Consider the following 21,159-nt stretch of genomic DNA (forward strand, 5'->3'; position numbering starts at 1 on the left):
CCGCTACCTCTTGGGGTACCGCCACGACACCACGACGACGGTGGCCAGCGCCGCGCCGATGACGAGCGCCGGCCTCGGATGCCGTACCGCCGCCTGGACGACCGGCCGGGCGGGCCAGGGCAAGCCGTGCTCGACCCCGCGCCGCAGCGAGTGTCCCGTGCCGGACGCCTTGTCCTGGGCGGCGTGCCCCGTCCGCAGGGTCCGGTCGTGGACACGGTGACCCGCGTGCGTCGCCGTGTCGTGGACCTTGTGACCTGCCTGCGCGGCCTTGTCGTGCACGGTGTGACCGGCCTGCGTCGCCTTGTCGTGCACGGTGTGACCGGCCTGCGCAGCGGTGCTGCGCAGCTGTACGGTCATCGCGCCCGCCTTGCCCCTGAGATCGGCCGCCCGGGCCCGGGCGCGACCCTTGACATCCATCTTCCCTGCCAACTCCTCCACTGTGTCGCCGAGTTGGCTGCGGGTCTGCTCGATCTGGCGCCGCAGCTCCTCGGGCCCCTTGGCGCCGACCGCCCGGCCGGCGTCGGCGCCCTGCGCTTCGGTCCTGTCGGTCATCGGTGCGCCCTTTCCTTGATCTCCTCCACGTCGGCCCTGACGCTGCCGAGGGTCTCCTCGGGCGTGGGGGGTGCGGCGCGGCGCAACTGGGCGCGGCCGCGGGCGGCCAGCACGGCCGCGATCACGAACAGCACCGCCGTCACGATGAGCGCCGCGGCCCAGACGGGCAGCACCAGCGAGAGCGCGGCGGTCGCCGTACCGGCCAGCGCGAGCAGGCCCGCGTAGGCGAACGCGCCCGCGGCGCCGAGCAGCCCGCCGCCGCGGCCCGCGCGCCGGCCCTTCTCCGCCAGTTCCTCCTTGGCGAGGGCCACTTCCTGTCGTACCAGCTGGGAGAGCTGTTCAGTGGCCTGGCCGACGAGTTCGCCGACCGAATGATGTTGATCGGGGGCCGTGGTCCCGGTCACGGTGTCCGCCTCCTCTCGGTTCGGAACACCCGGGTACCCGGCCCGGCCCCCACTACCCCTGCGTTCCCCTGCCGGACCCGCCCTCCCCCAACCTCGCCAGCTGGCTCTGGAACCAGTCCAGCCGCGCCTGCAACAGGGCGGCCTCCGCGGCGAGTTCGGGCACACCTAGCCCGTCCGCCCCGAGTTCCGCCACGGCCACCCCGCTGCCCGTCACCCCGCCGGCCGCCACCACCCGCAGGCTCTCCCCCGCCAGCCGTGCGAAGGAGGCGAGCGAGACGGACGTACGACCACGCAGACAGCCCGCGCAGGAGGGCGCGAGCGCGCGCCAGCCGGGGCGGCCCCAGCCGGCGTCGGCCAGCGCGGAGGCCACCGTGCCGCAGGCGCAGGGGCCGACGGTGGCCACCCGGATCCGCTGCCGGGCGTAGCGGAAGCCGAGCTCGAAGCGGAGGTAGCGGCCCAGTACCGAGACCTCCAGCAGGACGGCCGCGCGATGCTCGGCCGTGCACAGCAGCGCCTCGGCCGTCGAGCGTTCGTGCACGCAGTGGAAGCCGCAGTCGCAGCGGCGGTGCGGTGCCTGGTGCCGCAGACCGTAGACACAGGACGCGTCGGCCAGGACTCCGTACGGCAGCGCGCCGCCCAGCGACACACCGGTGAACCCGGCCCGGGTGCCGTCGTGGGACAGCACCGGGTGGGCGATCTTGTATCCGGTCGGCGGCTCCGTCGGGCGTTCCTCCGGAAGCCGCAGCCTCATCGGGCGGCCGGCACCTCTTCGGGCGCCTTCAGCTCCTCGATCTCTTCGGGAAGCCGGAGTTCGGGCTCTTCCTCGTGGACCTGCGGCCGCTCTTCCGCGACTCCGGTGGCGAGTGCCTTGCCGAGCTTCATGACGCCTCCCATGACCAGGGGTCGATGTCCGTCCTGTCCATGGTGACCCATGGACGCCCGATCTGGACATAGGGCCTGACTCCGGACGTCCCCTCAGCACTGCTTACCAGTACCACGTAGAAAATTTAAGTGGAGCTTCACTATGCTCTCGCCGAGACTACCCCCATGACGTTCCGCGACTCCTCGCCCCCGCCCTTCGGCCGCGCCCTCTGCGCCATGATCACGCCCTTCACCGAGGCCGGCGCCCTGGACCTCGACGGTGCCCAGCGGCTCGCGGCGCGGCTGGTGTCGGAGGGCTGTGACGGGCTGGTGCTGTCCGGTACGACGGGCGAGTCACCGACGACGACGGACGCCGAGAAGGCGGACCTGGTACGGGCGGTGCGGGACGCGGTGGGCGGCCGGGCGTCGATCGTGACCGGCGTCGGCACCTTCGACACCCGGCACACCGTCGAACTCGCCCTGGAGGCCGAAAAGGCGGGCGCGGACGGCCTGTTGGTGGTCAGCCCCTACTACAGCAGGCCTCCGCAGGACGCGTTGGAGGCGCACTTCCGCCAGATCGCGGACTCCGTCGGCCTGCCGATCACCCTCTACGACATCCCGGGCCGCACCGGCACCCGCATCGAGCCCGACACGATGATCCGCCTCGCCGAGCACCCGAGGATCGTCGCGGTCAAGGACTGCTCCTACGACTTCCTCGCCGCCCAGAAGGTCATCTCCCGCACGGAGTTGGCGTACTACGCGGGCTGCGACGAGCACAACCTCGCCCTGTACGCGGTGGGCGGCGCGGGATATGTGAGCACCGTCGCGAACCTCGTCCCGGCCCAACTGCGCTCGGTCCTCGACGCGTTCGACGCGGGCGACACGGCGAAGGCGGCCCGACTCCAGCAACGCGCCACCCCCCTCATCGAGTTGACGATGTCGGCAGGCCTGCCCGGCACGGTCACCGTAAAGGCCCTCCTCAACGAACTGGGCCTGCCCGGCGGCCCGGTCCGCGCACCACTGCTGCCCGCCGACCGGCCGACGGTCGACGGGCTGCTCGCGGCGTACGAAGAGCTTCGCTGAATCAACGCTGCACGAACACCGGCTCCCAGGCCAGACGCTGGGGACCATCGTCCGGATCGCGCTCGCCGCTCAGCGGTACGACCTTGTCGCTGCCGATCGTGACGAGGACGAGGTGGTCCTTGTAGCCGGCGTTCTTGAGAGGTGTGGTGCGTTCCCAGGCGATGAGGCGCTTGTCGTCGACCCAGGCGAGCAGATGGGCGCCGCGGACCTTGGTGATCTCCTTGCCGGTGAGGGGGTTCTGGATCGAGGAGTAGGACTTGCCGGGGAGCTTCTTGCCCATGTTGACCTCTTTGGTCAGACCGAGGGCGGCCAGCTCACCGTTCGGGGAGAGCCGGGCCGGGACGTCCCAGCGCAGGTTCTTCTCCTTCGCGGGCGCGGTGATCTTCTTGCCGGAGAGGTCGTAGAACTCCTCCATGCCGTCCTTGCCGCCGACGATCCGCACGTACAGCGCCTTGTCGTCGTCGGTGAAGGCGAAGTCCGCGCGGCTCGGGACATGACGGCCGTTCTTGACCTGCCACCAGGCTCCGCCGCCGTTCACCAGGTCCCAGACGAGGTATCCGGTCCGGGACGTGTCGCCTTCCATCAGCGCCGGGTCCACGCCGCTGTCGCCGTTCTTGACCATGACCCGCAAGTCGGGGTGCTCGTCGTACGTCGTGGCGACCAGCTTGGTCCCGTCGTGGGAGAAGGAGAGCCCGCCGACTCCCACACTGAGCGGGATCCACTGCCTGACCTTCCCCGTCGTGAGGTCGAGCAGCCCGATCCGGTGGGCGGGCAGGGTGCGTTCGAGGACGGCGGCGGTCTTCGCGCCCGGTGCGACGGCGACGTAGGACCATCGGGCGTCCTTCTTGTACCGCCCGGTCTTGGGATCAAGGAGCCGGTATGTCCGATTGGCGATCCACCCGTCCTTGACCCTCGTCCGGGTGTCGGTGGTGTAGTAGGCGGCGAGCAGCGTGTTCCCCACCGAGATCGTCCGCTGCGGCAACGACCCGTCCTGGCGGCCCGTGGTCCCGCTCGGGCGTACGTCGTCCCCGCCGGAGACCAGTTGCGGGACCGCCACCGAGACGGCGACCACGGCCGCGGTGGCCGCCGCGACGGACGCCCAGGTGCGGGCCCGCCGGCGCCGGCGCACGGCCAGCACCCGGTCGGCGAACCCCGGTCCCGGCGGCGGCTGTTCACCGGCCAGGTCGCGCAGGGAGTCACGTACGAGCTCCTCGACGTTCACGGACGTACCTCCACGGGTGCGAAGTCACGGGACGGCCGGCTCGGAGTGTTCAGGGCGGCCAGTTCGGGGGCGAGGGTGCGCAGTCGGGCGAGCGAGCGATGGGTGGTGGACCGTACGGTGCCGACCGAGCAGCCCAGGATGCGGGCCACGTCAGCCTCCGGCAGATCCTCGAAATAGCGCAGCACCAGCACGGTGCGCTGCCGGGCGGTGAGCCGCGCGAGCGCGCCGCGCATCACCAGGCGCACCTCGGCGGCCGAGGAGTCGTCGCCGCCGGTACGGTCCTCCGGCGGCTCGGCGACACTCAGCTCGCGTCTGGGCCACTTCAGCCGCCAGCGGCTGATCTGCTGCCGGTAGAGGATCCGCCGTACGTACGCCTCGGGTTCGTCGATGCGGTGCCAGCGGCCGGCCGCCTTGATCAGCGCGTTCTGGAGCAGATCCTCGGCGGTGTGCCGGTCTCCGCCGCTGAGCAGCACGGCCGTCTTCAGCAGCGCGGACGACCGGTGCTCCACGAACTCCCGGAAGCTGTCCTGCGCTTCGGCATCCATCGTCACCTTCTCTTCCCCCGGGTCGGACCTGGTGTCCGCCCCCTGTACCCCTTGTGACGCGTGCGACGAGGAGCCGCTATGCCTGCCCGGCGAAGAAAATCGCCCGAGCCGTTCATACCGCTGCCGTACGGTGATCCGGTGAGCCGCCCTCTGCTCTTCCTCGACGTCGACGGTCCGCTGAACCCGTACGCGGCGCAGCCGGAGCGCCGCCCCGGCGGTTACACGACGATCAGGGTCGCCCTGCACCCGGGCCGCCCGCTACGGGTGTGGCTCAACCCGTCCCACGGCGCGGCCCTGCTCGCCCTGCCCTACGACCTGTGCTGGGCGACGACCTGGATGGACGCGGCCAACCGCTGGATCGCCCCGGTCGTCGGCCTGCCCACCCTCCCCTACGTCGACTTCGGCGACTCCCTGTTCGCCCACCGCCCCGACGGGGTCCACTGGAAGACGGAGGCGATCGTGGCGTACGCCGAGGGCCGCCCGTTCGCCTGGGTGGACGACGAACAGAGCCCGGCGGACAACGAGTACGTCGCCACTCACCACCCCGCACCGGCCCTGCTCCACCACGTCGACCCGCGCCGCGGCCTGCGCGAACCGGACTTCACGACCCTGACGGAGTTCGCGACGGCCCTGCGGAGCTGAGAGAGCGCCCTCCCGCACTGGGCGGAAGGGCGCTCACCGTGATGCCGTACGTCGGTTGTGACAGTCGGTTGTGACGGTCAGTTGTGGCTGTGCAGGATCTCGTTCAGCCCGCCCCACACCGCGTTGTTCGGGCGGGCCTCGACCGTGCCGGTGACCGAGTTGCGGCGGAAGAGGATGTTGGAGGCGCCGGAGAGCTCACGGGCCTTGACGATCTGCCCGTCGGGCATGGTGACGCGGGTACCGGCGGTGACGTACAGCCCGGCCTCGACGACGCACTCGTCGCCGAGTGCGATGCCGACGCCCGCCTCGGCGCCGATGAGGCAGCGCTCGCCGATGGCGATGATGACGTTGCCGCCGCCGGACAGGGTGCCCATGGTGGAGGCGCCGCCGCCGATGTCGGAGCCGTCGCCGACGATGACACCGGCGGAGATACGGCCCTCGACCATCGACGTGCCGAGCGTGCCCGCGTTGAAGTTGACGAAGCCCTCGTGCATGACGGTGGTGCCCTCGGCAAGATGGGCGCCGAGCCGCACACGGTCCGCGTCGGCGATCCGGACGCCCTTGGGGGCGACGTAGTCCGTCATCCGCGGGAACTTGTCGATCGAGGTCACCTGGAGGTGCAGCCCCTCGGCCCGCGCGTTGAGCCGTACCTTCTCGACGTCGTCGACGGCGACGGGGCCGAGCGAGGTCCAGGCGACGTTGGCGAGGAAGCCGAACATGCCGTCCAGGCTCTGCCCGTGCGGCTTGACGAGCCGGTGCGACAGGAGGTGCAGGCGCAGGTAGACGTCGTGCGCGTCGAGCGGCTTCGCGTCGAGCGAGGAGATGACCGTACGGACCGCGACCACGTCGACGCCCCGGCGGGCGTCCGGCCCGATCGCCTTGGCCGCACCCTCGCCGAGCAGCTCCACGGCCGTCTCGGCGGACAGCCGCTCGGTACCGGACGGACCGGCCTCCGCCTTCAGCTCGGGCGCGGGGAACCAGGTGTCGAGAACAGTGCCGTCGGCGGCGATCGTGGCGAGGCCGGCGGCCACCGCCCCGGTGGTGCTGGGTGCAGTCGTGTCGGTCATGAGGGCAACCTAACCGCCCGGAGCCCACAGAGGCCAACCAGCCACCACGGCGTCTCAGGGACCGAACCGCCGCGCCGGGCCGGACCGGCGGGAACGGGAAGCCCCGAGGCCGCACCCGGCGCGGTCAGCGACCCGGCCGCCCGGCGACGACCCGCCCCAGCACGTCCCGCGCGTACTCCTCGTCGTACACCCCGTCCGTCAGCAGCACCTGAAGACAGATCCCGTCCATCAGCGCCACCAGCGCCCGCGCGGTGACCGGGTCGGTGCGGCGGGCCAGCCGTTCGGCGAGGTCCTCGGCCCACTCCGCGGCGACCGGCCGCAGCGCGGGGCGGCGCAGGGCGGCGAGATAGAGCTCGCACTCCAGCTCCACCCCGGTACGGTCACCCGCGAGCCACTCCCCCAGCCCGCCCGCGAGTTCGGCGGCCAGGTCCGCGTCCGGGTCCTCCAGGCCGCCCCGCGAGGCGATCACCTTGGCGAAGCCCTCGTTCGCCTGCCGCAGCGCGGCGACCATCAGCTCGTCGAGGGTCTTGAAGTGGTACGTCGTCGAACCGAGCGGCACGTCCGCCTCGGCGGCGACGCTGCGATGGCTCAGCCCGGCGAGACCCTGGCGGCCCACGACCCGGATCGCCGCGTCGATGATCCGCTGCCGCCGCTCGGGGTCGTAGCGCCGGGCCATCAGTGCGCACCGCCCAGGTTCAGCACGACCACCCCGACGATGATCAGCGCGATCCCGGCGGCCTTGGCGGCCGTCATCCCCTCCCCGAGGAAGATCATCCCGATGGTGGCGATGGTCGCGGTGCCGACTCCGGCCCAGATCGCGTACGCCGTGCCGACCGACACCGACTTGAGCGTCTGCGCGAGCAGCGCGAAGGAGACGACGTAGCCCAGAACGGTCAGCAGCGACGGCAGCAGCCGGCTGAAGCCCTCGCTGTACTTCATGGCGGTCGTCGCGGCCACTTCGGCGGCGATGGCTCCGGCGAGCAGCACGTATCCCATGCGTACGAGTGTACATAACAATGTGTACGACCGTACACAACGATGCGGAAGCCGCGGTGTGCCGTCAGGAAATGAAGCGGGACCGGGAGAATCGTGAGAACGATGTGGGGTTCGTTGAGAAAACGATCTGGAAACCGCTCTCTCAAAGGGGCTGCTCGATGTGCACGGAGTCCACTACTGTGCCGTCTGCTTCACCGTTCAACCTACCCCCCATCACATCCGCGGCCTGTCCCATGGGCTCCGCCGGAGGAACCGCGCATGCCAGACACCCAGAACCGTCCTCCTCAGCCGTGGGAGAACGGGTGGACTCCCGACACCTCCCGGGCCCCCGGGACCCGACGGCTCTATCTCGCGGGCGCGCTTGCGGTGGCCACGATCATCGCCTGTATCGGGGCGATCGCCTGGACGGACAAGGGTCCTGACACCCTGTCGGCGCCGGGCCTCGAGGACACGACGTCGCCGGGCGGTCTGATCGGCTTCGCCACACCGACCGCCACCGAGACTCCTCCCCCGAAGGGCAAGACCGGACTGACCACGGCCGAGGCCACCAGCTCCGCCCCGCGCCAGCAAGGCTCCAGTCCCACGCCGGCCGCGGAACCGCCCGCCAAGTCACCGTCCTCGAAGCCGAGTTCGTCGGCCCCGAAGCCGGCGGCCACCTGGCGCTCCATACGCGCGGTCAACTACCCCGACCGCTACTGGCACGTGACCGAGTACTACGTGGGCCTGGATGCGGTCCGCGGCTCGGAATCCCGCGAGGACTCGACGTTCAAGCAGGTCAAGGGCCTGGCGGACGCCTCCTGTTACTCCTTCGCCACCCACGACGGCAAGTACCTGCGCCACAGCAACTTCGTCCTGCGAGCCGCCCGCAACGACGGCTCGACCCTCTTCAAGCAGGACGCCACGTTCTGCCCCCGCGCCTCCTCCAACTCCTCCGGCGCGGTCATGCTGGAGTCCGTCAACTACCCCGGCTACTTCCTCCGCCACAGGGACTTCGTCGTCCGCCTCGAACGCTTCGAGTACAGCTCCCAGTATCTGGCGGACTCGTCCTTCCGACTGGTGGGCGGGCTGGCCTGAGCATGCGAAAGGGGCCGAGGCACACGGCCACGGCCCCTTCGGCAGGGTGGGTCAGACGTTGAACCCGAGCGCCCTCAGCTGCTCGCGGCCGTCGTCCGTGATCTTGTCCGGGCCCCACGGCGGCATCCAGACCCAGTTGATGCGCAGCTCGTTGACGAGGCCGTCGGTGGCGGACTTGGCCTGGTCCTCGATGACATCGGTCAGCGGACAGGCCGCCGAGGTCAGGGTCATGTCGATCGTCGCGATGTTCGCGTCGTCGATGTGGATGCCGTAGATCAGGCCGAGGTTGACGACGTCGATGCCCAGCTCGGGGTCGACGACGTCGTACAGCGCCTCGCGGACCTCTTCCTCCGAGGCCGGCTTCATCTCAAGGGTCTCGCTCATGCCGTCTTCCTTTCGGCGTCGGCCCCGCCCAGGGCCTGGGCCGTCGCGTCCTTCCACGCCATCCAGCTGAGGAGAGCGCACTTGACCCGGGCCGGGTACTTGGAGACACCGGCGAACGCGACCGCGTCCTCCAGCACCTCCTCCATGGCGTCGTCGGGCTCGATCTTGCCCTTGGACTGCATCAGCTCCAGGAAGGTCTCCTGGATCTTCCGCGCATCGGCGAGATCCTTGCCGACAAGGAGGTCGTTCAGCACGGAGGCGGAGGCCTGGCTGATCGAGCAGCCCTGACCCTCGTACGAGATGTCCGCGATCTGCGCAGTGCCGTCGCTGAAGGCATACTTCACGCGCAGCGTGATCTCGTCGCCGCACGTCGGGTTGACGTGGTGCACCTCGGCGTCGCCATCCCGAAGACCGCGCCCGTGCGGGTGCTTGTAGTGGTCCAGGATGACTTCCTGGTACATCGAATCCAGCTTCACGGTCTCAGCTCACGCCCTTCAGCCGAAGAAGTTCCGTACGTGCTCCAGCCCGTCGACCAGAGCGTCGATCTCGGCCGGCGTGGAGTACAGATAGAACGACGCTCGCGTGGTCGCAGGAATTCCGTACCGCAGGCAGACCGGTCGGGCGCAGTGGTGGCCCACGCGGACCGCGATGCCCTGCTCGTCCAGGACCTGGCCCACGTCGTGCGGGTGGATGTCGCCGAGCGTGAAGGAGATCGCCGCGCCCCGGTCCTCGGCCGTGGCCGGGCCGATGATCCTCAGGTCCGGGACCTCGCCGAGCCGCTTCACCGCGTACTCGGTGATCGCGTGCTCATGGGCGAGGATCTTGTCCATGCCGATCGAGGTCAGGTAGTCGATCGCCGCGCCCAGACCGACCGCCTGCGCGATCGGGGGCGTGCCCGCCTCGAACTTGTGCGGGGCGGGAGCGTAGGTCGACGAGTGCATCGACACCGTCTCGATCATCTCGCCGCCGCCCAGGAACGGGGGCAGGTCCTCGAGCAGCTCCTGACGGCCCCACAGCACGCCGATGCCGGTCGGACCGCACATCTTGTGGCCGGTGAAGGCCACGAAGTCGGCCTGGAGGGACTGCACGTCGAGCGGCATGTGCGGCGCGGCCTGCGAGGCGTCGATGCAGACCAGCGCACCGACCTCCTGGGCGCGGCGCACTATCGCCTCGACCGGGTTGACGGTGCCGAGGATGTTCGACACCAGCACGAAGGAGACGATCTTCGTCTTCTCCGTGATGATCTCGTCGATGTTGGAGAGGTCGAGGCGGCCGTCGTCGGTCAGCCCGAACCACTTCAGCTTCGCGCCCGTGCGCTGCGAGAGCAGCTGCCACGGCACGATGTTGGAGTGGTGCTCCATCTCCGTGATGACGATCTCGGTCTCGGAGTCCACGCGGTAGGGCTCGTCGGCCCAGCCCAGCATGTTCGCCACGAGGTTGAGCGACTCGGAGGCGTTCTTGGTGAAGATCACCTCGTCGCGGCTCGGCGCGTTGATGAACGCGGCGACCTTGTCGCGCGCGCCCTCGTACAGCGCCGTGGCCTCCTCGGCGAGCACATGCACACCGCGGTGGACGTTGGCGTTGTAGCGCTCGTAGTACTCGCTCAGGGCGTCCAGCACCTGGCGCGGCTTCTGCGAGGTCGCCGCGTTGTCCAGGTACACGAGCTTCTGACCGTCGTGGACCTGGCGGTCCAGGATGGGGAAGTCCTTACGGATCGCCTCGACGTCGAGGAGGCCCGGCAGCTGTGTCACGCGGATGCGCCACCCTTCACGTACTTGTCGTAGCCCTCGGCCTCGAGCTGGTCGGCGAGTTCGGCGCCGCCGGACTCGGCGATCCGGCCGTTCGCGAACACGTGCACGTGGTCGGGCTTGATGTAGCGCAGGATGCGCGTGTAGTGCGTGATCAGCAGGGTGCCGACCTCGCCGGTCTCGCGGACGCGGTTGACGCCCTCGGAGACGATGCGAAGGGCGTCGACGTCCAGACCGGAGTCCGTCTCGTCGAGGATCGCGACCTTCGGCTTGAGCAGTTCGAGCTGGAGGATCTCGTGGCGCTTCTTCTCACCGCCGGAGAAGCCCTCGTTGACGTTGCGCTCGGCGAAGGAGGGGTCCATGTTGAGGCGCGCCATGGCCTCCTTGACCTCCTTGACCCACAGGCGGAGCTTGGGGGCCTCGCCGCGGATCGCGGTGGCGGAGGTGCGCAGGAAGTTGGAGACCGAGACGCCGGGGACCTCGACCGGGTACTGCATCGCCAGGAACAGGCCCGCGCGGGCGCGCTCGTCGACGGACATCTCCAGGACGTCCTCACCGTCGAGGGTGACGGTGCCGCCGGTGATCGTGTACTTCGGGTGACCCGCGAGCGAGTAGGCGAGGGTCGACTTGCCGGAGCCGTTGGGGCCCATGATGGCGTGCGTCTCGCCCTGCTTCACGGTGAGGTCGACGCCCTTGAGGATCTCCTTCGTGGCGTTGTCGGCCTCGACGGTGACGTGCAGGTCTCGGATTTCAAGCGTTGCCATGGGTGCCTCAGGACTCCTGGGTGAGGGAGACGAGCACGTCGTCCCCTTCGATCTTTACGGGGTATACGGGGACGGGGCGCGTCGCGGGAAGGCCGGACGGCTTGCCGGTGCGGAGGTCGAACGCGGAGCCGTGCAGCCAGCACTCGATCTGACAGTCCTCCACCTCGCCCTCGGAGAGCGAGACGTTCGCGTGCGAGCAGATGTCGTGGATCGCGAACACCTCCCCCTCGGTACGGACGACCGAGACCGGCGTGCCGTCGAGTTCCACCCGCTTGGGGGTGTCCTCCTCCAGCTCGCTCAGCCCACAGGCGCGTACGTAGGCCATCAGACGGTGGCCTCCAGCTCGGCCTCGATCTTCTCGAGGAGCCGCGCCTCGATGTCGTCGACACCGATCTGCTGGACCAGCTCGGCGAAGAAGCCGCGGACGACCAGGCGACGGGCCTCGTCGGCGGGGATGCCGCGGGCCATCAGGTAGAAGAGCTGCTCGTCGTCGAAGCGGCCGGTCGCGGAGGCGTGTCCGGCGCCCACGATCTCGCCGGTCTCGATCTCCAGGTTCGGCACCGAGTCGACCCGGGCGCCGTCCGTGAGGACGAGGTTGCGGTTCATCTCGTAGGTGTCCGTGCCCTCGGCCTTGGCCTCGATGAGCACGTCGCCGATCCACACCGCGTGGGCGCCCTCGCCCTGCAGCGCGCCCTTGTAGACGACGTTGGACTTGCAGTGCGGGACGTTGTGGTCGACCAGGAGGCGGTGCTCCTGGTGCTGGCCGGCGTCCGTGAAGTACAGCCCGAACAGCTCGGCCTCGCCGCCGGTGCCGGCGTAGGACACGCGCGGGTGGAGGCGAACGACGTCGCCGCCGAAGGTCACGACGACCGACTTGAAGGAGGCGTCGCGGCCGATGAGCGCGTTGTGCTGGGCCACGTGCACGGCCTTGTCGTCCCAGTCCTGGACGGAGACGACGGTCAGCTTGGCGCCGTCACCGAGGACGTAGTCGACGTTGGCCGCGAGTACGGCGTCACCGGTGTGGTCGATGACGACGACGGCCTCGGCGAAGGCACCCAGTTCGATGACCTGGTGGGCGAAGGCGGTGCCGCCCTCGCCGTGCACGGCGATCCGGATCGGCTCGGTGAGGACCGTCTCCTTGGGGACGGTGATCACGCCGGCCTTCTCGAACGCCGAGTAGGCCTGGGCGGCGATGCGGTCCACCGGGGTGCCCGCCTTGCCCAGGCGCGCGTCGCCGCGGTCGACGGTCTCGACCGTGACGCCCTCGGGCGCCTCGACGTCGACCTTCAGGCCCTCGCCGGTGGCGACGGCGGTGCCGTCGTGCAGCCCGCGCAGGCGCTCCAGCGGGGTGAACCGCCACTCCTCCTCGCGACCGTGCGGGACCGGGAAGTCCGCCACGTCGAAGGACGGGGGCGCGCTCATGCGCGTGGCGACGGTCGACTCGGCGGCCACCGCGATCGAGCCGGCGGTGGTGGACCCCACCGGGATGTTCTGAGCCTCAGCCATGGCTGTCGGTCTGCTCTCTTCCTACGTCAGATTTCGCTAGCTGCTGTACAGAAGACCGGGTCTTAACCGACCGCGCCTTCCATCTGCAGCTCGATCAGCCGGTTGAGCTCGAGGGCGTACTCCATGGGCAGCTCCTTCGCGATGGGCTCGACGAAGCCGCGCACGATCATGGCCATCGCCTCGAACTCGGAGAGACCGCGGCTCATCAGGTAGAAGAGCTGGTCCTCGGAGACCTTGGAGACGGTCGCCTCGTGGCCCATGGACACGTCGTCCTCGCGGACGTCCACGTAGGGGTACGTGTCGGAGCGGGAGATGGTGTCGACGAGCAGCGCGTCGCACAGCACGTTCGACTTGGATCCGGCGGCGCCCTCGCCGATCTCGACGAGACCGCGGTAGGACGTACGACCGCCACCGCGCGCCACCGACTTGGAGACGATGTTGGAGGAGGTGTTCGGCGCCATGTGGACCATCTTGGAGCCGGCGTCCTGGTGCTGGCCCTCGCCCGCGAAGGCGATGGAGAGGGTCTCGCCCTTGGCGTGCTCGCCCATCAGGTAGACGGCCGGGTACTTCATGGTGACCTTGGAGCCGATGTTGCCGTCGATCCACTCCATGGTCGCGCCCTCGTACGCCACGGCGCGCTTGGTGACCAGGTTGTAGACGTTGTTCGACCAGTTCTGGATGGTCGTGTAACGGCAGCGGGCGCCCTTCTTCACGATGATCTCGACGACCGCGGAGTGCAGGGAGTCCGACTTGTAGATCGGCGCCGTACAGCCCTCGACGTAGTGGACGTAGGCGTCCTCGTCGACGATGATCAGCGTCCGCTCGAACTGGCCCATGTTCTCGGTGTTGATCCGGAAGTAGGCCTGGAGCGGGATCTCGACGTGCACGCCCTTCGGCACGTAGATGAAGGAACCGCCGGACCACACCGCGGTGTTCAGCGACGCGAACTTGTTGTCGCCGACCGGGATGACGGTGCCGAAGTACTCCTTGAAGAGCTCCGGGTGCTCCTTGAGAGCGGTGTCGGTGTCGAGGAAGATGACGCCCTGCTCCTCCAGGTCCTCGCGGATCTGGTGGTAGACGACCTCGGACTCGTACTGGGCCGCGACGCCCGCGACGAGGCGCTGCTTCTCCGCCTCGGGGATGCCGAGCTTGTCGTACGTGTTCTTGATGTCCTCGGGCAGGTCCTCCCAGGACTCCGCCTGCTTCTCCGTGGAGCGCACGAAGTACTTGATGTTGTCGAAGTCGATGCCCGAGAGGTCTGAGCCCCAGTTCGGCATGGGCTTCTTGTCGAACAGACGCAGGCCCTTGAGACGGAGCTTGGTCATCCACTCCGGCTCGGACTTCTTCGCGGAGATGTCCCTGACGACGTCCTCGTTGATGCCGCGTCGCGCGGAAGCACCGGCCGTGTCGGAGTCCGCCCAGCCGTATTCGTACTTACCCAGGCCCTCGAGCTCGGGGTGGGCAGTCTCCTCGATGGGGAGAGTCATGCGGGGTTCCTCCCGGCCGTGCTTGCAGATGCGTTATGTGTGGTGTGGGAAATCTTTGGGATGAACGTCGTGCAGACGCCGTCACCGTGCGCGATGGTCGCCAGTCGCTGGACGTGCGTTCCGAGCAGCTGGGAGAAGATCTCTGTCTCCGCCTCGCAGAGCTGGGGGAACTTTTCCGCGACGTGGGCGACGGGGCAGTGGTGCTGGCACAGCTGCTCGCCGACCGGTGCGCTGCGCGCCGTAGCAGCGTACCCGTCCGCGCTCAGGGCCTTGGCCAGGGCTTCGGTGCGCTCTTCGGGGGCGGCGGACTCGATGGCGCGCCGGTAGGCGGTCGCCTGCTCGGCGATCCTGGCGCGCGCGAAGGCGACGACTGCCTCGTCCCCGCCGAACCGCTCCCGGATGAAGTTGAGGGCGTCCGCGGCGAGCTTGTCGTAGGACTGGTCGAAGGCGTCGCGGCCGCAGTCGGTGAGCGCGAAGACCTTGGCGGGGCGACCGCGCGTGCGGGCGCCGTAGACCTTCTGCTCGCGTGCCTCCACGACGTCGTCGACGACCAGGGCGTCGAGATGCCTGCGGACGGCGGCCTGGGTCAGGCCCAGTCGGCCGGCCAGCTCGGCGACGGTCGACGGCCCGTGGTCCAGGATGGATCGCGCGACGCGGTTGCGGGTGGACCGCTCACCGGTCGCGAGCTCCTCGTGAGGGGCCCCCGTGGGGGTCTCCCGAACCTCGCCGACGTTTTTCACAACGCCATTGTTGCGTAATTCCTCAGGGCCGGGCAAGCCGCGTCCGGCTCCGAGGGCGGTGCGGTGCATCACTTAGGTAAAGCTAACCTGACCTGCGAAAACGATCTTTGATCGATCAATTCGGTGGCATCACCGGGCCCCCTCCGGGACACTCCACAACCATGCCCGTACCCCCTCCGACCGGCCCACTCGTCACCCGAGGCACCCTCGCCGCACAACTGCGCGAGCTGGGCGTCCGGGACGGCGAGACCCTCCTCGTCCACTCCTCCCTGAAGTCGCTCGGCTGGGTCTGCGGCGGCCCTGTAGCGGTCGTCCAGGGCCTGCTCGACGCCCTCGGCCCGGACGGCACCCTCGTGGTCCCCACCCAGACCGGCGACCTCTCGGACCCCGCCGTGTGGGAGAACCCGCCGGTGCCCGAGGAGTGGTGGCGGACCATCCGGACCGCCATGCCGGCCTACGACCCCCTGATCACGCCCTCGCGCGGGGTCGGCGTGCTCCCGGAGACCGTCCGCACCTGGCCGGGCGCCCTGCGCAGCGCGCACCCGCAGACGTCCTTCGCGGCGGTCGGCGCCCGGGCCCTCGACATCGTCGGCGGCCACGCGACCGACTGCCGACTCGGCGAGCGCAGCCCCCTGGCCCGCCTGGAATCACTCCACGCGCGCGTGCTGCTGCTCGGCGCGGGCTACGACACGTGCACCAGCTTCCATCTCGCCGAGTACCGCATACCTTCACCGCTCGTGAAGGTCGGCCGGCCCGGCCCGGTCGGCTGGGAGACGGTGACCGAGGTGTCGATCACCTCGGACCGCTTCGACGAACTCGGCCACGACTTCGAACGGGACCGTCCGGTCGTACGGGGAAAGGTGGGCGCGGCCGACGTACGGCTGTTCCCGGTGGCGGATGCCGTGGCGTACGCGGAGCGGTGGCTGGCGGTGCACCGTCCCCGTGAGGAGGAGATCCTGCACCCGCCCGCCTGAGGCGCCGAGCTCGTACCTAGACTCTTGAGCCATGCGAAGTGAGCCCGTGGTCCAGGTCCAGGCCCTGGTGAAGCGGTACGGCACGAAGACCGCGGTGAACGGCCTCGACCTGGTGGCCGAGACGGGCGTGACCGCGGTGCTCGGTCCCAACGGCGCGGGCAAGACGACCACGATCGAGACCTGCGAGGGCTACCGGAGGCCGGACTCCGGCACGGTACGCGTGCTGGGCCTCGACCCGGTCCGGCAGTCCCGTGAGCTGCACACCCGGATCGGCGTGATGCTCCAGTCCGGCGGCGTCTACTCGGGCGCGCGGGCGGACGAGATGCTGCGCCATGTCGCCAAGCTGCACGCCCACCCCCTGGACGTGGACGCGCTCATCGAGCGGCTGGGGCTCGGCGGTTGCGGCAGGACGACGTACCGCCGTCTGTCCGGCGGTCAGCAGCAGCGGCTGGCCCTGGCGATGGCCGTCGTCGGCCGCCCGGAGCTGGTGTTCCTCGACGAGCCGACGGCCGGTCTGGACCCGCAGGCCCGCCACGCGACGTGGGACCTGGTCCGCGACCTCAGGGCGGACGGCGTCTCGGTCATCCTCACCACGCACTACATGGACGAGGCCGAGCAGCTCGCCGACGACGTCGCGATCATCGACGCGGGCAGGGTCATCGCCCAGGGCTCCCCGGAGGAGCTGTGCCGCGGCGGCGCCGAGAACACCCTGCGCTTCTCCGGCCGTCCCGGTCTGGACGTGGGCTCGCTCCTGAAGGCCCTCCCGGCGGACTGCACGGCCGCGGAACTGACCCCGGGCTCGTACCGGGTCGGCGGCAAGGTCGACCCGCAGCTGCTGGCGACCGTGACGTCGTGGTGCGCGCAGCACGGGGTGATGCCGGAGAGGATCTCGGTCGAACGGCACACGCTGGAAGACGTATTCCTGGAGCTCACCGGCAAGGAGTTGCGCTCATGACGACAACCGGTGTCTACACCCCGAAGCCGGGCGCGGCGCCGATGGGGCACATGATCGCGGCGCAGGCGGCGCTGGAGACGAAGATGCTCCTGCGCAACGGCGAGCAACTCCTGCTGACGGTGGTGATCCCGACCCTCCTCCTCGTCCTCTTCAGCTCGGTCGACATCGTCGACACGGGCGCGGGCGAGGCGGTGGACTTCCTGACCCCCGGCATCCTCGCGCTGGCCGTGATGTCCACGGCCTTCACCGGCCAGGCGATCGCCACGGGCTTCGAGCGCCGCTACGGCGTCCTGAAGCGCCTCGCCGCCTCACCTCTGCCCCGCTGGGGCCTGATGACGGCCAAGACGGCGTCGGTGCTGGTCACGGAGATCCTCCAGATCACGCTCCTGACGGTGATCGCCTTCGCCCTGGGCTGGAACCCGCACGGCAACCCGCTGGCCGTCCTGCTCCTGCTGATCCTCGGCACGGCCGCCTTCTCCGGCCTCGGCCTCCTGATGGCCGGCACCCTCAAGGCCGAAGCCACCCTGGCCGCCGCCAACCTGGTCTTCCTGCTCCTCCTCGTGGGCGGCGGAGTCATCGTCCCCATGGACAAATTCCCCCCCGCCGCCCAGGACGCCCTCGGCCTCCTCCCCATCACGGCACTCTCCGAGGGCTTGAGAGACGTCCTCCAGCACGGCGCCGGGCTGCCGTGGAGCAACCTGGGGATCCTGGCGGCGTGGGCGGTGGCCGGACTGGCGGCGGCGGGGAAGTTCTTCCGCTGGGAGTAACGCGATTCACCAACCCCTCGTGAAAGCGTGCACAAGCGGCCGCCTACGATGGTGGGCGTGCCGAATCTGACCCGTGCCGACGCCGTAGCCGCCGTGCGCAACCCGCTCGCCTTCATCGCCGCACGCTGGACCCCGGATCCCCGGACGGTGCGGCGGGCGGCTCTCGCCGCGCTCGTCATGTCGGTGGTCATCGTGGTCACCGGCGGTGCGGTGCGGCTCACCGGATCGGGCCTCGGCTGCCCGACCTGGCCCAAGTGCACCGAGGACTCGATCCACAACACCGCCGCGATGGGCGTCCACGGCTACATCGAGTTCGGCAACCGCATGCTGACGTACGTGCTGTGCGCCGCGGTCGGCTGGGCGATCATCGCCGCGCGCTCCGAGAAGCCGTACCGGCGCAGTCTGACGCGGCTGGGCTGGACGCAGTTCTGGGTCGTGATGGGCAATGCGATCCTCGGCGGCATCGTGGTCCTGGTCGGCCTCAACCCGTACACGGTCGCCGCGCACTTCCTGTTGTCGACGGCCCTGATCGCGGTGGCCACGGTGATGTGGCAGCGCACCCGGGAGGGTGACGGGGAGCCGCGTCCGCTGGTCGGCACGTCGGTGCAGCAGCTGGTGTGGTTCATGGTCGCCGCGTCCGTGCTGCTGATCGCGGTCGGCACCGTGGTGACCGGTTCCGGTCCGCACGCCGGCGACTCCAGCGAGGTCGAGCGGATGCCGCTGGACTGGGAGACGGTCAGCAAGCTGCACGCCGTACTGGCCTGGATCGTGGTGACGCTGACGTTCGCCCTGTGGTTCGTCCTCAGGGCCGTCGACGCCCCGAAGGGCCCCCTGGACCGCACCCGCGACCTGTTCCTGATCCTGCTCTCGCAGGGCGTCATCGGATACGTCCAGTACTTCACCGACCTGCCCGAGATCCTGGTCGGCCTCCACATGTTCGGCTCGTGCCTGGTGTGGATCGGGGTCCTTCGGGTGCTGCTGGCGCTTCGGGAACGCCCGGTGCCGGAGATCGAGCTGCCGGATCAGGCGTACGCCGCCACCAGTTCGTCGATCGCGGGCCCCAGGTAACCCCTGGCCAGCTCGCCCCTGCGCGCCGTCCACTCCAGGGTGGGCGGCGTCGGTCGTTCCTCGTACCGCCGCGCCCGGATGTCCTCGACCACCTCCACGGGCGCCCCGAGTTCCGGCAGCAGTTCCAGCGCCTCGCGCTTGGAGATGAGCCGTCCCTCACGCAGGGTGGCGGTCGCGCGGGCGAAGGTGGTCAGGCCGACGTCGATCCACGGATTGCGCAGCCACAGCTCCGGCCTGTCCACCATGGGCCGCCAGAAGTCCCGCTGGTCGCGGACGACGAACGCGTCGAGTTCCAGATCCGACACCGGCGGCAGCAGTCCTTCCGGCGCCTTCCCGTGCAGAACCCGCCCGAAGGAGTGCAGCTCCCGACGGGTCACCGGGGTCACGGGGCGCTTGAAGAGCTGCTCGTGCGCCCAGGTCAGATGGCGCCGGGCGGAGCCGTCCATGCCGTCCGGGGTCAGATAGGTGCAGTGCAGCTGCGCGGCGAGGGGTTCGTTCCGCAGCCGGGCGTGCAGCGTCGCCAGCCGCCACAGCGGTGGTTCGTCCAGTACGGCGATCAGGTCCAGGTCGCTGCGGCCCTCCTGGTAGTCGCCGCCGGCGAGCGAGCCGTGCGCCCAGACGGCGACCGGGTCGAGCGAGGCGAGGCCGGCGAGGAAGCGGTCGAGTAAGTCGTCGGTCTGCATCCGTCCAGTCTGGACAGTCCGCCCGCGCCTGTGAACCCGGCGTCACTCCAGCCCGTAGACCCTGCGCGCGTTCCCCGCCGCGATCAGCCCCGCCACCCGTTGCGCGTCCGCCAGCGACCACGCCCCCTCGGCGACCCAGTTGCCCAGCACCCGGGCCAGCGCCTCGCGGAACAGCCGGGCGCCCACGACGTGCAGTTCGGGCAGGCCCTGGGCGCCGCTGGAGAAGAGGATCTTGCCGAAGGGGGCCAGTTCCAGGATCTCGGCGAGGACGGTGGCGGCGCGGGCGCCGGTGCGGACCAGCGCGGCGCCCGAGTCGGCGTAGACGTGCGGGAAGACGCCCGCGAGGTGGGCGGCGTGGCGGTGGTACGGGTAGCCGTGCAGCAGGACGAGGTCGGTGCCGAGGCCCGCCGTGGCGCGGACGAAGTCGGTGAGCAGGACCGGGTCCGTACGGTCGATGCGCAGACCCGGCTCCCCGAGCCCGGCGTGCAGCTGGAGGGGCAACCCCGAGGCGATCGCGATCCACAGCAGATGTCGTAGCAGCACCGGATCGGACAACTCGCCGCCCACTCTGCGGCCCGCCAGCCAGCGGCCGGCCGCGCCCCGCACCTCCCCGGGCCCCGGCGGTTCGGGCGCCAGCGCGAGCCCGTGCCGTACGCCCGCCACCGAGGTGAAGGCGACCGCGCCGACCGCCGCGCCGTGGACGGACTCGGCGAGGTTGGCGAGGAAGGACTCGACGGTGCCGGAGGTGTCGGCGACCTGTTCGGCGAGGAGTTCGAGCCGCACGACCTCGCGGGCCTCGGCGGCCGAGGTCGCCGCCATCTCGCCGGGGCCGGTCAGATCGCCGGGCAGGCCCGTGTCGACCAGGTAGGTCGTGATGCCGCTGCCCCGCAGCAGTCTGCGGCCCGCCTCCAGTACGCCGAGTTCACGGCGGCGGGCGAGATAACGAGCGGGTGGGCAGTGCGGTTCCAGACCGAGCAGCGGGGGGCACCAACGCCGTACCGCGAATCCGGTCTGGGTGTCGAAGAGGGTCGTACCGGGGGCGGGCGGCCCCTCGGTACGGGACAGTTGGGCCTCGAAGGTGCCGAGGCCCAGCTCTGTTCTCAGTACGCCGTGGCAGTACTGGTCCACGAGGGACGGCGTCTCGATCATCCGGGCTCCCGTGGCTGGACCGTGTCCTTGCTACGGGGCCTAACGGGTGAACGGGGTGTCAGGTGTTGGTCCCGCACACCCCGTGCGAAACGTCAGGTGTTGCGGGGCCCGCCGACCTGGATGCCGGCCATCCGCGTCCACTCGTACGGGCCGGTCCGCACCTTCGCCGCGAACTCGCCGTCGAAGTCCTCGTGGAGGGTGATGCCGGCCTTCTCGACCGCCTTCAGCGCGATCTCGTTGCTGGGGGCCACCAGGTTGCCCCACTCGCCGTCCTCGCCGACGAGGGCGATCCGGGCGCCGCGGTCGCCCAGGTAGGCCACCTGGCCCTCGGCGCCGCCGTGTGCCTTGGAGAAGGCGCTGATCTGCTTGGCGAGCTTGGCCGCCGTGCGCTCGGCCTTCGCGTCAACCGTTTGCGTGTCTGCCATGCCCAGGATGCTACCGACGGGTAGATCAAACGGCGACGGGCGGGGTGCGTGGCCTTGGCCACG

27 protein-coding genes are annotated in these 21,159 nt (G+C 70.1%); 7 read left to right on the top strand and 20 right to left on the bottom strand.

Going from position 1 to position 21,159, the window contains the following annotated elements:
- Nucleotides 1–3: 3 nt before the first annotated feature.
- From ABKA17_RS33140 to ABKA17_RS33155, 4 genes are read right to left on the bottom strand one after another with little or no spacing between them, the layout of a single operon-like run.
- Complete coding sequence (locus ABKA17_RS33140) at nucleotides 4–552, bottom strand: DUF3618 domain-containing protein (RefSeq protein WP_353696012.1); 549 nt, start codon at nucleotides 550–552, stop codon at nucleotides 4–6.
- Nucleotides 549–956 (bottom strand): phage holin family protein, encoded by a 408-nt coding sequence (locus ABKA17_RS33145; RefSeq protein WP_353696013.1) that lies wholly within the window; start codon nucleotides 954–956, stop codon nucleotides 549–551. Before ABKA17_RS33145 ends, ABKA17_RS33140 begins: the two co-directional genes overlap by 4 nt.
- A gap of 52 nt (nucleotides 957–1,008) precedes the next feature.
- Complete coding sequence (locus ABKA17_RS33150) at nucleotides 1,009–1,707, bottom strand: hypothetical protein (protein ID WP_353696014.1); 699 nt, start codon at nucleotides 1,705–1,707, stop codon at nucleotides 1,009–1,011.
- Nucleotides 1,704–1,838, bottom strand: coding sequence for a hypothetical protein (locus tag ABKA17_RS33155; protein WP_353696015.1), 135 nt, complete (start codon nucleotides 1,836–1,838; stop codon nucleotides 1,704–1,706). The genes ABKA17_RS33150 and ABKA17_RS33155 overlap by 4 nt, the downstream gene beginning before the upstream one ends.
- A 165-nt stretch (nucleotides 1,839–2,003) precedes the next feature.
- On the opposite strand from ABKA17_RS33155, the gene dapA reads away from it, so the two are divergent.
- On the top strand, nucleotides 2,004–2,900 hold the full coding sequence (gene dapA, locus ABKA17_RS33160) for a 4-hydroxy-tetrahydrodipicolinate synthase (RefSeq protein WP_353696016.1): 897 nt from the start codon (nucleotides 2,004–2,006) through the stop codon (nucleotides 2,898–2,900).
- 1 nt (nucleotide 2,901) lies between these two features.
- Here dapA and ABKA17_RS33165 read toward each other — a convergent pair whose 3' ends face one another.
- Nucleotides 2,902–4,122, bottom strand: a complete 1,221-nt coding sequence (locus ABKA17_RS33165) for a YncE family protein (protein WP_353696017.1) — start codon at nucleotides 4,120–4,122, stop codon at nucleotides 2,902–2,904.
- Nucleotides 4,119–4,667, bottom strand: a complete 549-nt coding sequence (locus ABKA17_RS33170; RefSeq protein WP_353696018.1) for a SigE family RNA polymerase sigma factor — start codon at nucleotides 4,665–4,667, stop codon at nucleotides 4,119–4,121. The genes ABKA17_RS33165 and ABKA17_RS33170 overlap by 4 nt, the downstream gene beginning before the upstream one ends.
- Nucleotides 4,668–4,805: 138 nt before the next feature.
- Between ABKA17_RS33170 and ABKA17_RS33175 the strand changes: the two genes are divergently transcribed.
- Nucleotides 4,806–5,309: an HAD domain-containing protein gene (locus tag ABKA17_RS33175; RefSeq protein ID WP_353696019.1), complete on the top strand. Its 504-nt coding sequence runs from the start codon at nucleotides 4,806–4,808 to the stop codon at nucleotides 5,307–5,309.
- Nucleotides 5,310–5,386: 77 nt separating this feature from the next.
- On the opposite strand, the gene dapD is transcribed toward ABKA17_RS33175, so the two are convergent.
- The 3 genes from dapD to ABKA17_RS33190 all read right to left on the bottom strand — a co-directional run bounded on the left by dapD (nucleotide 5,387) and on the right by ABKA17_RS33190 (nucleotide 7,372).
- Complete coding sequence (gene dapD, locus ABKA17_RS33180) at nucleotides 5,387–6,376, bottom strand: 2,3,4,5-tetrahydropyridine-2,6-dicarboxylate N-succinyltransferase (protein WP_353696020.1); 990 nt, start codon at nucleotides 6,374–6,376, stop codon at nucleotides 5,387–5,389.
- 124 nt (nucleotides 6,377–6,500) lie between these two features.
- Nucleotides 6,501–7,052 (bottom strand): TetR/AcrR family transcriptional regulator, encoded by a 552-nt coding sequence (locus tag ABKA17_RS33185; RefSeq protein ID WP_353696021.1) that lies wholly within the window; start codon nucleotides 7,050–7,052, stop codon nucleotides 6,501–6,503.
- Entirely contained in the window at nucleotides 7,052–7,372 is a 321-nt protein-coding gene (locus ABKA17_RS33190) for a DMT family transporter (protein ID WP_353696022.1), read from the bottom strand. Before ABKA17_RS33190 ends, ABKA17_RS33185 begins: the two co-directional genes overlap by 1 nt.
- Nucleotides 7,373–7,630: 258 nt before the next feature.
- On the opposite strand from ABKA17_RS33190, the gene ABKA17_RS33195 reads away from it, so the two are divergent.
- Nucleotides 7,631–8,446 carry an AbfB domain-containing protein gene (locus tag ABKA17_RS33195; RefSeq protein ID WP_353696023.1) on the top strand — a complete coding sequence of 272 codons (816 nt, stop codon included), beginning with the start codon at nucleotides 7,631–7,633 and terminating at the stop codon, nucleotides 8,444–8,446.
- A gap of 51 nt (nucleotides 8,447–8,497) precedes the next feature.
- On the opposite strand, the gene ABKA17_RS33200 is transcribed toward ABKA17_RS33195, so the two are convergent.
- From ABKA17_RS33200 to ABKA17_RS33235, 8 genes are all read right to left on the bottom strand, one after another.
- Nucleotides 8,498–8,830: a metal-sulfur cluster assembly factor gene (locus ABKA17_RS33200; protein ID WP_020130530.1), complete on the bottom strand. Its 333-nt coding sequence runs from the start codon at nucleotides 8,828–8,830 to the stop codon at nucleotides 8,498–8,500.
- The gene (sufU, locus tag ABKA17_RS33205) at nucleotides 8,827–9,306 is read right to left on the bottom strand and encodes a Fe-S cluster assembly sulfur transfer protein SufU (protein ID WP_353696024.1); all 480 of its coding nucleotides are present in this window, start codon (nucleotides 9,304–9,306) and stop codon (nucleotides 8,827–8,829) included. The genes ABKA17_RS33200 and sufU overlap by 4 nt, the downstream gene beginning before the upstream one ends.
- Before the next feature lie 18 nt (nucleotides 9,307–9,324).
- The gene (locus ABKA17_RS33210; protein ID WP_353696025.1) at nucleotides 9,325–10,581 is read right to left on the bottom strand and encodes a cysteine desulfurase; all 1,257 of its coding nucleotides are present in this window, start codon (nucleotides 10,579–10,581) and stop codon (nucleotides 9,325–9,327) included.
- Nucleotides 10,578–11,342 carry a Fe-S cluster assembly ATPase SufC gene (gene sufC / locus ABKA17_RS33215; protein WP_353696026.1) on the bottom strand — a complete coding sequence of 255 codons (765 nt, stop codon included), beginning with the start codon at nucleotides 11,340–11,342 and terminating at the stop codon, nucleotides 10,578–10,580. Before sufC ends, ABKA17_RS33210 begins: the two co-directional genes overlap by 4 nt.
- A 7-nt stretch (nucleotides 11,343–11,349) precedes the next feature.
- Nucleotides 11,350–11,667 (bottom strand): non-heme iron oxygenase ferredoxin subunit, encoded by a 318-nt coding sequence (locus ABKA17_RS33220; RefSeq protein ID WP_353696027.1) that lies wholly within the window; start codon nucleotides 11,665–11,667, stop codon nucleotides 11,350–11,352.
- Nucleotides 11,667–12,848: a Fe-S cluster assembly protein SufD gene (gene sufD / locus ABKA17_RS33225; protein WP_353696028.1), complete on the bottom strand. Its 1,182-nt coding sequence runs from the start codon at nucleotides 12,846–12,848 to the stop codon at nucleotides 11,667–11,669. The genes ABKA17_RS33220 and sufD overlap by 1 nt, the downstream gene beginning before the upstream one ends.
- A gap of 62 nt (nucleotides 12,849–12,910) precedes the next feature.
- Complete coding sequence (gene sufB / locus ABKA17_RS33230) at nucleotides 12,911–14,335, bottom strand: Fe-S cluster assembly protein SufB (RefSeq protein WP_353696029.1); 1,425 nt, start codon at nucleotides 14,333–14,335, stop codon at nucleotides 12,911–12,913.
- Nucleotides 14,332–15,075: a helix-turn-helix transcriptional regulator gene (locus ABKA17_RS33235; protein ID WP_353696030.1), complete on the bottom strand. Its 744-nt coding sequence runs from the start codon at nucleotides 15,073–15,075 to the stop codon at nucleotides 14,332–14,334. The genes sufB and ABKA17_RS33235 overlap by 4 nt, the downstream gene beginning before the upstream one ends.
- A 161-nt stretch (nucleotides 15,076–15,236) precedes the next feature.
- Here ABKA17_RS33235 and ABKA17_RS33240 point away from each other — a divergent pair, with 161 nt between their 5' ends.
- From ABKA17_RS33240 to ABKA17_RS33255, 4 genes are read left to right on the top strand one after another with little or no spacing between them, the layout of a single operon-like run.
- On the top strand, nucleotides 15,237–16,049 hold the full coding sequence (locus ABKA17_RS33240) for an AAC(3) family N-acetyltransferase (protein WP_353696031.1): 813 nt from the start codon (nucleotides 15,237–15,239) through the stop codon (nucleotides 16,047–16,049).
- Nucleotides 16,050–16,080: 31 nt separating this feature from the next.
- On the top strand, nucleotides 16,081–17,004 hold the full coding sequence (locus ABKA17_RS33245; protein ID WP_353696032.1) for an ABC transporter ATP-binding protein: 924 nt from the start codon (nucleotides 16,081–16,083) through the stop codon (nucleotides 17,002–17,004).
- Nucleotides 17,001–17,771 (top strand): ABC transporter permease, encoded by a 771-nt coding sequence (locus ABKA17_RS33250; protein WP_353696033.1) that lies wholly within the window; start codon nucleotides 17,001–17,003, stop codon nucleotides 17,769–17,771. Before ABKA17_RS33245 ends, ABKA17_RS33250 begins: the two co-directional genes overlap by 4 nt.
- Nucleotides 17,772–17,819: 48 nt before the next feature.
- Nucleotides 17,820–18,839 carry a COX15/CtaA family protein gene (locus ABKA17_RS33255; RefSeq protein WP_353696034.1) on the top strand — a complete coding sequence of 340 codons (1,020 nt, stop codon included), beginning with the start codon at nucleotides 17,820–17,822 and terminating at the stop codon, nucleotides 18,837–18,839.
- Here the strand turns inward: ABKA17_RS33255 and ABKA17_RS33260 are convergent.
- The 3 genes from ABKA17_RS33260 to ABKA17_RS33270 form a co-directional block, all read right to left on the bottom strand.
- The gene (locus ABKA17_RS33260; RefSeq protein ID WP_353696035.1) at nucleotides 18,794–19,522 is read right to left on the bottom strand and encodes a nucleotidyltransferase domain-containing protein; all 729 of its coding nucleotides are present in this window, start codon (nucleotides 19,520–19,522) and stop codon (nucleotides 18,794–18,796) included. The two genes, ABKA17_RS33255 and ABKA17_RS33260, sit on opposite strands and share 46 nt — an antisense overlap.
- Before the next feature lie 42 nt (nucleotides 19,523–19,564).
- Nucleotides 19,565–20,671, bottom strand: coding sequence for an amidohydrolase family protein (locus ABKA17_RS33265; RefSeq protein WP_353696036.1), 1,107 nt, complete (start codon nucleotides 20,669–20,671; stop codon nucleotides 19,565–19,567).
- A gap of 92 nt (nucleotides 20,672–20,763) precedes the next feature.
- Nucleotides 20,764–21,096 (bottom strand): hypothetical protein, encoded by a 333-nt coding sequence (locus ABKA17_RS33270; RefSeq protein ID WP_353696037.1) that lies wholly within the window; start codon nucleotides 21,094–21,096, stop codon nucleotides 20,764–20,766.
- Between the last annotated feature and the right edge of the window lie 63 nt (nucleotides 21,097–21,159).

The sequence above is a fragment of the Streptomyces sp. RG80 genome, assembly GCF_040446465.1.
Lineage (GTDB): Bacteria > Actinomycetota > Actinomycetes > Streptomycetales > Streptomycetaceae > Streptomyces.

Bases quoted from the DNA above. Each gene is read 5' to 3' on its own strand.
- ABKA17_RS33140 (WP_353696012.1), bottom strand. From the start codon at position 552: ATGACCGACAGGACCGAAGCGCAGGGCGCCGACGCCGGCCGGGCGGTC.
- ABKA17_RS33150 (WP_353696014.1), bottom strand. From the start codon at position 1,707: ATGAGGCTGCGGCTTCCGGAGGAACGCCCGACGGAGCCGCCGACCGGA.
- ABKA17_RS33155 (WP_353696015.1), bottom strand. From the start codon at position 1,838: ATGAAGCTCGGCAAGGCACTCGCCACCGGAGTCGCGGAAGAGCGGCCG.
- dapA (WP_353696016.1), top strand. From the start codon at position 2,004: ATGACGTTCCGCGACTCCTCGCCCCCGCCCTTCGGCCGCGCCCTCTGC.
- ABKA17_RS33170 (WP_353696018.1), bottom strand. From the start codon at position 4,667: ATGGATGCCGAAGCGCAGGACAGCTTCCGGGAGTTCGTGGAGCACCGG.
- dapD (WP_353696020.1), bottom strand. From the start codon at position 6,376: ATGACCGACACGACTGCACCCAGCACCACCGGGGCGGTGGCCGCCGGC.
- ABKA17_RS33185 (WP_353696021.1), bottom strand. From the start codon at position 7,052: ATGGCCCGGCGCTACGACCCCGAGCGGCGGCAGCGGATCATCGACGCG.
- ABKA17_RS33190 (WP_353696022.1), bottom strand. From the start codon at position 7,372: ATGGGATACGTGCTGCTCGCCGGAGCCATCGCCGCCGAAGTGGCCGCG.
- ABKA17_RS33195 (WP_353696023.1), top strand. From the start codon at position 7,631: ATGCCAGACACCCAGAACCGTCCTCCTCAGCCGTGGGAGAACGGGTGG.
- ABKA17_RS33200 (WP_020130530.1), bottom strand. From the start codon at position 8,830: ATGAGCGAGACCCTTGAGATGAAGCCGGCCTCGGAGGAAGAGGTCCGC.
- sufC (WP_353696026.1), bottom strand. From the start codon at position 11,342: ATGGCAACGCTTGAAATCCGAGACCTGCACGTCACCGTCGAGGCCGAC.
- ABKA17_RS33220 (WP_353696027.1), bottom strand. From the start codon at position 11,667: ATGGCCTACGTACGCGCCTGTGGGCTGAGCGAGCTGGAGGAGGACACC.
- sufD (WP_353696028.1), bottom strand. From the start codon at position 12,848: ATGGCTGAGGCTCAGAACATCCCGGTGGGGTCCACCACCGCCGGCTCG.
- sufB (WP_353696029.1), bottom strand. From the start codon at position 14,335: ATGACTCTCCCCATCGAGGAGACTGCCCACCCCGAGCTCGAGGGCCTG.
- ABKA17_RS33240 (WP_353696031.1), top strand. From the start codon at position 15,237: ATGCCCGTACCCCCTCCGACCGGCCCACTCGTCACCCGAGGCACCCTC.
- ABKA17_RS33245 (WP_353696032.1), top strand. From the start codon at position 16,081: ATGCGAAGTGAGCCCGTGGTCCAGGTCCAGGCCCTGGTGAAGCGGTAC.
- ABKA17_RS33250 (WP_353696033.1), top strand. From the start codon at position 17,001: ATGACGACAACCGGTGTCTACACCCCGAAGCCGGGCGCGGCGCCGATG.
- ABKA17_RS33255 (WP_353696034.1), top strand. From the start codon at position 17,820: ATGGTGGGCGTGCCGAATCTGACCCGTGCCGACGCCGTAGCCGCCGTG.
- ABKA17_RS33260 (WP_353696035.1), bottom strand. From the start codon at position 19,522: ATGCAGACCGACGACTTACTCGACCGCTTCCTCGCCGGCCTCGCCTCG.
- ABKA17_RS33265 (WP_353696036.1), bottom strand. From the start codon at position 20,671: ATGATCGAGACGCCGTCCCTCGTGGACCAGTACTGCCACGGCGTACTG.
- ABKA17_RS33270 (WP_353696037.1), bottom strand. From the start codon at position 21,096: ATGGCAGACACGCAAACGGTTGACGCGAAGGCCGAGCGCACGGCGGCC.